Origin of the sequence: Polycladidibacter stylochi (assembly GCF_001562055.1) — a bacterium.
GTDB lineage: Bacteria > Pseudomonadota > Alphaproteobacteria > Rhizobiales > Stappiaceae > Pseudovibrio > Pseudovibrio stylochi.
Window position 1 is genome coordinate 1 of sequence record NZ_LLWE01000037.1, and the last position, 8,547, is coordinate 8,547.

Annotated in this window: 7 protein-coding genes and 2 pseudogenes; 8 read left to right on the forward strand and 1 reads right to left on the reverse strand. The window is 48.7% G+C overall.

All coding sequences use genetic code 11. The features are described from left to right. Positions 1 to 108: 108 nt before the first annotated feature. Positions 109 to 1,213 (forward strand): annotated as a pseudogene (locus tag AYK67_RS14630) (IS3 family transposase); the annotation flags it as partial. A gap of 77 nt (positions 1,214 to 1,290) precedes the next feature. Continuing rightward, the gene (locus AYK67_RS14635; protein ID WP_206597546.1) at positions 1,291 to 1,737 is read left to right on the forward strand and encodes an aldo/keto reductase; all 447 of its coding nucleotides are present in this window, start codon (positions 1,291 to 1,293) and stop codon (positions 1,735 to 1,737) included. Between the two features lie 20 nt (positions 1,738 to 1,757). Here AYK67_RS14635 and AYK67_RS14640 read toward each other — a convergent pair whose 3' ends face one another. Further along, a complete protein-coding gene (locus AYK67_RS14640; RefSeq protein WP_068088437.1) occupies positions 1,758 to 2,684 on the reverse strand; it encodes a LysR family transcriptional regulator in 927 nt (308 codons plus the stop codon). Positions 2,685 to 3,019: 335 nt separating this feature from the next. On the opposite strand from AYK67_RS14640, the gene AYK67_RS17800 reads away from it, so the two are divergent. The 6 genes and pseudogenes from AYK67_RS17800 to AYK67_RS17625 all read left to right on the forward strand — a co-directional run. After that, a complete protein-coding gene (locus tag AYK67_RS17800; protein WP_420800608.1) occupies positions 3,020 to 3,277 on the forward strand; it encodes a DDE-type integrase/transposase/recombinase in 258 nt (85 codons plus the stop codon). Positions 3,278 to 3,624: 347 nt separating this feature from the next. Next, positions 3,625 to 4,614, forward strand: a complete 990-nt coding sequence (locus tag AYK67_RS14645) for an ABC transporter substrate-binding protein (RefSeq protein WP_068088452.1) — start codon at positions 3,625 to 3,627, stop codon at positions 4,612 to 4,614. A gap of 54 nt (positions 4,615 to 4,668) precedes the next feature. Beyond that, positions 4,669 to 5,451, forward strand: coding sequence for an ABC transporter permease (locus tag AYK67_RS14650; RefSeq protein ID WP_068088440.1), 783 nt, complete (start codon positions 4,669 to 4,671; stop codon positions 5,449 to 5,451). Then, positions 5,441 to 6,208, forward strand: coding sequence for an ABC transporter ATP-binding protein (locus AYK67_RS14655; RefSeq protein ID WP_068088443.1), 768 nt, complete (start codon positions 5,441 to 5,443; stop codon positions 6,206 to 6,208). Before AYK67_RS14650 ends, AYK67_RS14655 begins: the two co-directional genes overlap by 11 nt. Beyond that, a complete protein-coding gene (locus AYK67_RS14660; RefSeq protein ID WP_068088446.1) occupies positions 6,205 to 7,395 on the forward strand; it encodes an NnrS family protein in 1,191 nt (396 codons plus the stop codon). The genes AYK67_RS14655 and AYK67_RS14660 overlap by 4 nt, the downstream gene beginning before the upstream one ends. A 291-nt stretch (positions 7,396 to 7,686) precedes the next feature. Continuing rightward, positions 7,687 to 7,838 (forward strand): annotated as a pseudogene (locus AYK67_RS17625) (IS3 family transposase); the annotation flags it as partial. Positions 7,839 to 8,547 lie beyond the last annotated feature (709 nt).

Genomic DNA, 8,547 nt, shown 5'->3' on the forward strand with positions numbered 1-8,547 from the left:
TCGATGCTTTCATATTCTGCTCCTTCCCAGCCAGGAAATTCGTCACAGAAAATTCTAACTCAAATCGAGGGACTTTTCAGGGAGCACATCATAACATTGAGGTTGGATATGAAGCGTTCACGTTTTACGGAAGAACAGATCATCGGAATGATCAAGGAACAAGAAAGTGGCGTGCCGACGGCAGAGGTTTGTCGCCTACACGGGGTCAGTAAAGCATCATTCTACAATTAATGAGCTGCTAGACCGCCATTGGTTCAAGGTCAGCAGCGAATGCGAAGTATGGCGGCATGGATGTGTCCGACGCGTGTAAACTTAAGGCTTTAGAGGACGAGAATACCAAGCTTAAGAAGCTGCTTGCCGAAGCCATGCTGGATAACGCTATGCTGCGAGATGTGAATGCAAAAAAGTGGTAGGGCCCGCTGCTGCCTGCCAAGCAGTTGCCTTTTTATGTCAGAGCTTTGGTGTGAGCGAGCGGCGGGCCTGTTCCGTGTTGCAGGTTGATCGATCCAGCATGCGTTACAAAAGCGTGCGTCCAGACGATAAACCTTTGCGCGAAGCCATGAAGCAAGTCGCCCATGAGCGGCGGCGTTTTGGGTATCGCAGGATCCATATCCTTTTAAAGCGCCAAGGGCTCAATATGAACCTGAAAAAGCTGCGTCGTTTATATCGCGAGGCAGGATTGCAAGTACGCAAGCGTGGTGGCCGCAAACGCGCACTTGGAACCCGCAGGCCAATGATCGTGCCTTCGAGAGCCAATGAGCGCTGGAGCCTGGACTTTGTGAGTGATGCGTTCACCGATGGTCGGCGGTTTAGAATTCTAGCGGTGGTTGATGATTATAGCCGCGAATGCCTAGCGCTTGTTCCCGATACCTCCATATCGGGCGCTCGCCTTGTGCGCGAGGTCAAAGCTGTGATCGCACAGCGCGGTATGCCAACAACCATAGTTTCGGATAATGGTACCGAGATGACCAGTTCTGCGGTGCTCAGATTCTGCCAGGACACAAAGGTTAACTGGCATTACATTGCTCCGGGAAAGCCTATGCAAAACGCCTTTATTGAGAGCTTTAACGGCAGCTTTCGCGATGAGTGCTTAAACGAAACCCTATTTTCATCACTGGATGAGGCCAGAACCGCAATCAAGCGCTGGCAATACGACTATAACACCCAAAGACCGCATTCGTCTTTGGACAACCTAACCCCAGCCGAATTTGCGCGGCAAAACCGACTGGAAAAAATGGCAGCATGAGGCTTAAATAGAAAACAAGGATCCTCTTAAAACATGGAGGGAACTTGGGGAGCAGGTCAGTCGAGAGTGAGTTGCTTCCATATATCCGGCGCACTGGGGCAACTCTAGTTTGCTACTCACCTCTTGGACGCGGTATGTTGCGACAAGCGGGCCAGCCACCAAAACTGGATGCTGATGATTTTCGCCGGACTTTACCTCGCTTCTCGAAAACAAGTTTTGATGCCAACGCGGCTCTTTTTAACCTACTCGATGCAGTTGCGTTGGAGGCAGAAATGTCTGTTCCTCAAGTCATGCTGTGCTGGCTATTGGCTCAAGGTGGCGATATCATTCCAATTCCAGGGGCGCGTAAAATTGCGCATCTCGAGCAGAATGTGGCGGCAGTGGATCGCAGCCTAACAGTTGACCAAATCCGTCGTCTTTCCGAAGCTTTTTCCCCCGACGCAATTTCGGGAGATCGCTACACCACAGGCAAGTCGCTTAAGACTGCCTGATTTTTACAAGCAAGGTGCCGCTAGTCCGCGGCATCTTGCATTTTGGCAATAGCAGCAGTTTCCCGCTGGATTGCTTCACGTATAAATACACGGAACTCTGAAACGTGGCGATACCCTGATAATCTATCAGCTGTAACCAACCAAAGTGGCGTTTCTCCCACAACACCTGGGGTCATCATTGCACGCACACCAGTGAGCCGGCGACCCACGATATCTGGTAAGATCCCGGCACCTAGCCCATTTCTGATCGCATCTATCAATCCGGAGTATTCGGAAATTGCTATTCCGGTACGGTTCGAACCAAGTACGTCCTGCAACTTCTTTTGTGGCATACTCACGCACGCCTCAGGCACCCATGTTATCGCTCTGACCCCAGTCTGACACAAGCCTTGCCAATCCGAGATCGAGCCGATCCCATCCGGCAAGATTGCTTCCGAACAAAATACATTGAAGGTAATCGTTCCAACCCGTTGGCGAATGACCGCACCACGTTCTGGTTCAACAAAACGCAACGCAATATCGCCCTGCCCAGCTCCTATATCAATCAATCTAAAGGAAGTATCGATGTCGAACTTTATGTTTGGCCAGCGTTCAAAGTATTTATGTATGTTAGGAAAAATAAGCGCACTTGCAAGTGCGGGCGTCGTTGAAAACCTCAACTCTATCTCGTGAGATTGCATCCTGCTTGCAAGTTTAGGCGCATTTATCAGCAATTTCTCAGCATCCTGCCAAATCTCGACAAGCGTGCGCGCACTTTCAGCCAATTCCAGACCTTGGGCTGAGCGGTTCAACAGTGGAAAACCCAATGCCTCTTGCAGTGCATTTATACGTCGACTAACGGTAGGCGAGCTGATTTTCAGCGCTTTGGCAGCATGGGAGACCGAGCCACTGCGCAAGTACTCCAAAAATATGCGAATATCGTCCCAACTTACATCCCGACCAAGCATTTATTCTAATTATCCCTTAATAAACTAATCAAAAAAACGGTAATGCTAGACACCAAACATGCGGCAAATACTATTGTCTCTACCCAGATCAAAACTTGGTTTTCGGTGGACCGAATCTGACAAACATAAATTTCATAAGCCAAAATACACAGGGTGGTAAATGGGCGCTACGAAGAAACGATTAGGTCAATTCGGACAGTCATCATAAAAAGCCTTTCGCCCACAATCTGCTGGAACAGGATTTCACTTGCACCGGTCCCAACCAGAAATGGGGTGCTTATATCAATTAGCTATAGACGACAAAAGGCTGGTTGTATTTGGCAATCGTCGTAGACTTGTTCTCAAGGCGTATTGTTGGCTTTGCGGCAGCTAAGCGGATGAAGACCGACCTAGTGGCAACGGCATTTAAGCGAGCTCTGGCGACACGAACTTCACTTGACGGGCTCATACATCACTCAGTGAGGGGGAGCCAGTATTGTTCTGATACTTATCAACGGCTCTTATCGAGGCACAAAATTACCCCTTCTATGAGTGGAAAAGGAAACTGCTTCGATAACTCCATGGTGGAGCCCCAGTTCACGACCACCTGTTGAAATGTTGTGGCGAGCTGCCTTTCAAACACGTAGACAAGCGGAAAAGGCACTTGGCCTTTACATCGAGGGCTTCTACAATCCAACCCAGCATCATTCGGCGTTAGACTACCAATCGCCAATTACGTTCGAGAGGCAGCATAGAAAAAGTGAGACAAAGTCCCTCCACTTTTTTTAAGCCAGTCCATCCAGCAGATGTCGGAAACTCTATACTTAGGCCTGCCCAAATTTAAAGGTGAATATTTTTGTCAGCTTATTGATCTAGGACAAGCTTCTCGTCTAAAAATTGTTTCAGATACAAATGCAAATCATTTGCAATGATTCCGCTCTCCATATTACGGGAAAACCAAATGCATACACGGCGCAGCTTTTTAACCCATTCAGCAGCATTTACTGCAACCTACGGCCTTTTGGGCAGCACAAATGTCTTTGCCAGTGAAAAACTGGCACAGCTCAAGCTTTATGGGCCTCCTGCTGGGCCATCTGCCATTCTTTCCTATATTGCGCAAAAACAATTGATGTCCAATGCAGTCGGCAAGGTTGATTTTGCGACTTACAAATCACCGGATTCTTTACGGGCCGGCTTTTTATCTGGTGAGTGGCAGCTTGCCGGTACGCCCTCATATGTGGCCGCTAATCTTGCCAATAAAGGTTTGCCTGTGAAACTATTGAATATCATGACATGGGGCATGCTCAATGTACTCAGCTATGATGAAAAGGTTAAACGCCCAGAAGATTTGGCGGGACAAACTATTGGCATGTTCTTTAAAAACGACATGCCGGACTTGGTGTTCACTCGCATTATGAAAGAAAAGGGCCTCACCAAGGATAAAGATTATAAGGTGCAATATGTCAGCACCCCCTTTGAAGCATTGCAGCTGTTATTGACGGGCCGTATTCAACACTGTGTACTTTCAGAGCCTGCGGTTACCGGTGCTTTGGTAAAATCCAAAAAGCTAGGCAAAAAAATCTATAAAGCCTTTAGTCTCTCCGATCAGTGGGCTGCGGTAACTGGTGGACCTGCTCGCTTCCCGATGGCAGGCATGATGGTGCATAATGACCTCGTGAACCAACATGCAGATGTGGTTGAAGCATTCCAGAATGCCTGTGAAACCAGCGTGGATGCAATTGCGCAAAACCCTCAAGAAGCTGCCAAAATCGCCAGCGCACACTTAAAGCTACCTGCGCCGATTATTATGAAGTCACTGCCAAACAGCAATTTAACAGCAACGCGTGCTTCGACAGTTCGTGAAGAGATTGAACAGTTTTATACCATTCTGGCCGAGGATAATCCGGCAATAATTGGTGGTAAGCTGCCAGATACCGCGTTTTACTATTAATAGGTTTTGAAGGTTGAACGGGGTGCGACAGGTGCTCCGTTCCTGCTGGTGTGAATGGAACTGAAAAAACTAATAGAATTACAGGGTCGCCTTTGGGCTGGTTGGCGTACACTATCTGTTGTTTGTATGCTTATCGCTCTGTGGCAAATTGGCTTCGAGCTTTTTGGCACACTTATATTGCCCGAACCACTGGCTGCCTTTAACAGGGCTATCATTTTTTTAGGCGATAACGCGGGCTATGCCTATACACTCGCAACACTAAAGCGCGCGGTAGTTGGTTTTTTACTGGCCTCATTTGCCGGCATTGCCCTCGGCTTATGTGCCGGGTGGTCAAACACTTTATCGTTGTTGTGTCGCCCCGTTATTACCGTTAGCCTGGGTGTTCCGCCTATTGCGTGGATCGTATTGGCCATGTTGTGGTTTGGTGCTCGCGATGGCACGCCTATTTTTACCGTATTCATTGCGACCGCGCCTATCATTTTCGCAGGTACCTTGCAAGGCGTACGCATGCGCGATGTGGATCTGGACGAAATGGCAAAGAGCTACCGCATCGGTTGGCTTACCAGCTTTTGGCATGTGCAACTCCCGCAAATAGTTGCCTACTTGTTTCCTGCATGGGCCACGGCCTTTGGGGTGAGCTGGAAAGTGGTGGTGATGGCCGAACTACTCTCCAGCAGCGTTGGCATTGGTGCCGGGCTTTCTGAGGCAAGAGTTAATATTGATAGTGAAGCCACCATGGCGTGGATTGCAATAATAGTAGGCCTGCTGCTTTTAATCGAAGGCCTTGTCCTCAACCCGATTAAAGATAAAGTGGAAGGATGGAAACATGCCGCATAACACACCACTTCTTCGGGTTGATGTTGCAGAGCACCGCTACCACCCACTAAAGCAAACACTCGCTGCGTGCCAGTTTGCTGTTCAACGTGGTGAAATTGTCAGCCTTATCGGGCCATCGGGTTGCGGCAAGTCTACATTGCTGCGCGTTGCCGCTGATTTGATAGAAGCCACATCAGGCGCAGTTGTTTGCCATGCCTCCACAAAGGCGGTGTTATTTCAAGAACCCCGATTGCTCCCCTGGAAAGATTTGCTGGCCAATATCGGCTTTGGTTTGAAAGGCGTAAAGGGTCTATCGCCCCGAAAAAGACAAACACGTAGCCTCGATATTGCACAAAAACTTGGCTTTAACAGTGACGACTATTCCAAGCTTCCCCATGAGCTTTCTGGCGGAATGAAGCAGCGGGCGGCCCTAGGGCGAGCCTTGGCACTTGCGCCTGAGCTGTTGTTTTTAGATGAGCCCTTTAGTGCATTGGACATTGGCCGCCGCCGGGCGCTCTACCGTTTGCTGCTTAGTGAGGTTGATAGCCAGCTTACTACAATGCTTTTGATTACCCATGATATTAGCGAGGCGTTGGCGTTAAGCGATCGCATTTTGGTGATGGCACCAGAGCCGGGTCGAATAGTTAAAGTTTACCAGCCCGATATTCCAAGAGAAAAACGAGACCGGCAAGCCGTAAGCGCGATGGAAGATGACTTTATGAGCGATCCCATGATGCACCAACTATTTGAGTTGGAGAATTGGCAGCAACTCCAATGAGCAAAATTGCAGTTATTAATAGTCTTGCAAACTATTGTCGCGCTCAACCGCTCTTTAGCGAAGGGTTTCGGGTGTTTTTCCCACTCACAGCGCTGTATGGTGTGTTTTCTATCATGGTTTGGGGTGGGGCACTTTCTGGGGTTTTTGAGCTTCCCTTTGGGCAAGATGCCTTCTTATTTCACCGCTATGAAATGTTCTTTGGCTTTTTAACCGCCGCAATGGCCGGCTTCATCACCACGGCTGCACCGGAATGGTCCAAGACCCCTAGAGTTGCCGGCATCGAGCTGTTGTCACTTGCTATCTTGTGGTTGTTGGGGCGCGTTGCTTTCTGGTTGATCGCTATCGTGCCATTGTCCATTGTCCTTGTGTTGCATCTTTCGTTTCTACTGTTGGTTCTATGGAAGATGGGGGGGCGGCTTTGGCAGGTGAGAATGCGCCATTTGGTGTGGCCCATTGCTCTTTTATGTGCGGCGCAAGCCTATGCGGCCTATGAGCTCATATGGCTTGAAACCTTTGAAAATGCCATGATTTTGGCCGAAGCGGCTTTATCGATTATGGTGCTTACGGCTTTAGCACCAGTCTCTACCGTTATTGTCAACGATGCACTAAGTAGAAAAGACGCCGAAATCACTTTTCTTGCACGCCCACCCTTACGCCGTTTTGCCATGCTTGCCATTGTCCTGTACATTAGTGCGCGCATACTGGGCGGCTCGGAAGCTCTGCAAGGCTGGCTCGCATTTGCTGCAGCTTTTGCGGTTCTCGGCATTTTGCAGGATTGGCAATTGCGCTATGCTTTGGCAAGCCCTTTTTCCAAGGCCCTCTATTGTGTTTATTGGTTTATGGCAGCTGGTTTTGCTTTTCAAGGTGCCGGCTATTTAGAGTTGGTAGACACCATAACCGTGATTGCAGGTGAACACGTTATTTTCATTGGCTCTTTATGCTTGGCCACACTCATGGTGATGATAATTGCCGGTCTGCGCCATTCTGGGCGTGAATTACGCCTGCACTTCGCGCTGAAAGCGGCAATAGGCTGTTTGCTGCTGTCCGTCATTTGCCGCGCCATTTTACCCATATGGATAGAGAGTTATGACCTTATTGGCCTTTCATGGGTACTTTTTGCACTCTCCTTCGCGTTTTATGCGGTCTTTTTCATACCGGTGGTTTTAAAAGAAAACGCGGAAAATTGAGGATATTGGAGACTACCCAAAAGTGTGGGACAGTTAAGCTGCGTTTTTGTCAGTTGCCGTGCCTCGCGTTTCAGCTTTCATGCTGGGATACTACTGCTCGAACTTATGTCTGAGTGTTCTGTCGAGCGCCCGCGTACGGGTTTGCGGCAGGAAGTGTGCGTCCGATTTCGACCAGTGCATTTGCTGTTTTTTGGCAAAACGCAAGGTAATCAAATCCTGCTCATCCAACTAAGAAAGCCGGCTCAAAATGCCTAAGTGGAACGCTATAACTGAACAGTGAGGTAGGAATGACTGGACCAAAGGTGCTTTGAAAGTATTGAACAGGCGCAAACAGAAGCCACAAATTGCCTCTGGACTTACAACAATGAGCGGCCAAATATGGCCGTCGTTTCTGTCAAGGGAGCGGCATAACACCTGCCACAATCCTAAAACTGGCGGCGTAACTCTACAAAACAACTCCTCCATGAATGGGGGAATTACCCGTCCACGCATTACATCAAAGGCGTCGACTATAGCACACATATTTGCAAGCACATCAAACGCATTTTGTTTACAATAGCCCTGAACTTGGCGATACGCCTTTTTCTGATGGCCTTTCAAGGCAAGCAGGTAGTCTGCTCCTTGGGCCAGAATGATCTCCACTGTTGTCCTGTTACAGTGGAGTGCGTCCAGCGATAGTAGGCTCCCCTGCAACTCCAAACCTTCTAAAAGCTCTGCTAGAACAGTTGTTTCTCCGCTCTTGGCACCTATGTCACGCCGCTGCCTGTTGAAAAAGCGCTGACAACATGAAGCGGTGATTGCCCTTTACGTCGATCAAATGAACGGCGTAGCGTTTTGCCGTCAATGGCAATTCTGGCTGTCATGGCTATCCAAAAAGCCAATCATAAACGTATGAACTGTTAATTTCTGGATTTAATCGCTTTTTTTAGTCCACTTTAACGAAACGCTCAGACTTAAGTTCGAGCAGTAGTATCCCAGCATGAAAGCTGAAACTCGAGGTATGGCAACTGTGAAATACACATCTTATCTGCCCTACAACTTTTGAAGAATTTCGATATTTTGTGCCCGGTTTTCTTTGTTTAGCCCGTCCTCGCCTTGGTGGCTGTGGGCGTGCGGGGCATTGTGTTGCCCTATGCATTCTTGCTTTAACCG

What these genes read in the sequence shown, in the direction of transcription:
- AYK67_RS14640 (WP_068088437.1), bottom strand. Translation starts at nt 2,684, where the DNA reads ATGCTTGGTCGGGATGTAAGTTGGGACGATATTCGCATATTTTTGGAG.
- AYK67_RS14645 (WP_068088452.1), top strand. Translation starts at nt 3,625, where the DNA reads ATGCATACACGGCGCAGCTTTTTAACCCATTCAGCAGCATTTACTGCA.
- AYK67_RS14650 (WP_068088440.1), top strand. Translation starts at nt 4,669, where the DNA reads ATGGAACTGAAAAAACTAATAGAATTACAGGGTCGCCTTTGGGCTGGT.
- AYK67_RS14655 (WP_068088443.1), top strand. Translation starts at nt 5,441, where the DNA reads ATGCCGCATAACACACCACTTCTTCGGGTTGATGTTGCAGAGCACCGC.
- AYK67_RS14660 (WP_068088446.1), top strand. Translation starts at nt 6,205, where the DNA reads ATGAGCAAAATTGCAGTTATTAATAGTCTTGCAAACTATTGTCGCGCT.